This is a genomic window from Cellulophaga sp. F20128 (assembly GCF_023015805.1).
Lineage (GTDB): Bacteria > Bacteroidota > Bacteroidia > Flavobacteriales > Flavobacteriaceae > Cellulophaga.
Map to the genome: position 1 here is coordinate 1 of NZ_JALKBA010000090.1, position 406 is coordinate 406.

Annotated in this window: 1 protein-coding gene; it reads left to right on the plus strand. The window is 34.0% G+C overall.

Translation table 11 applies throughout. The features are described 5' to 3' along the window. On the plus strand, positions 1-406 hold a 406-nt coding region (locus MWU65_RS17595), incomplete at both ends, for a primase-helicase family protein (protein ID WP_247079975.1).

Here is a 406-nt window from a genome sequence, read left to right on the forward strand (position 1 = left end):
GCCTTATCCTTAAAATTCGTTACACACATATTTGGAGAACATTATGAACTTGGATTGGACTATTTACAGTTATTGTATTTAAAACCTATCCAAGTCTTACCAATATTGTGTTTGGTATCTAAAGAACGTTCCACAGGAAAAAGCACCTTTTTAAAATGGCTCAAAGAAATCTTTGACAATAATATGACCTATTTGACGAATGATAGTTTCAGTAGTCAGTTTAATGCCGATTGGGCGAACAAGCTTTTAATATGTATTGATGAAGTGTTGTTCAATAAAGAAGAGCTGACAGAGCGTATTAAATACCTGAGTACAACCAATATCAATAAGTTAGAAGCCAAAGGGAAGGACAAACGAGAGGTTGAGTTCTTTGGGAAATTTATCCTATGCAGTAATAACGAAGAGA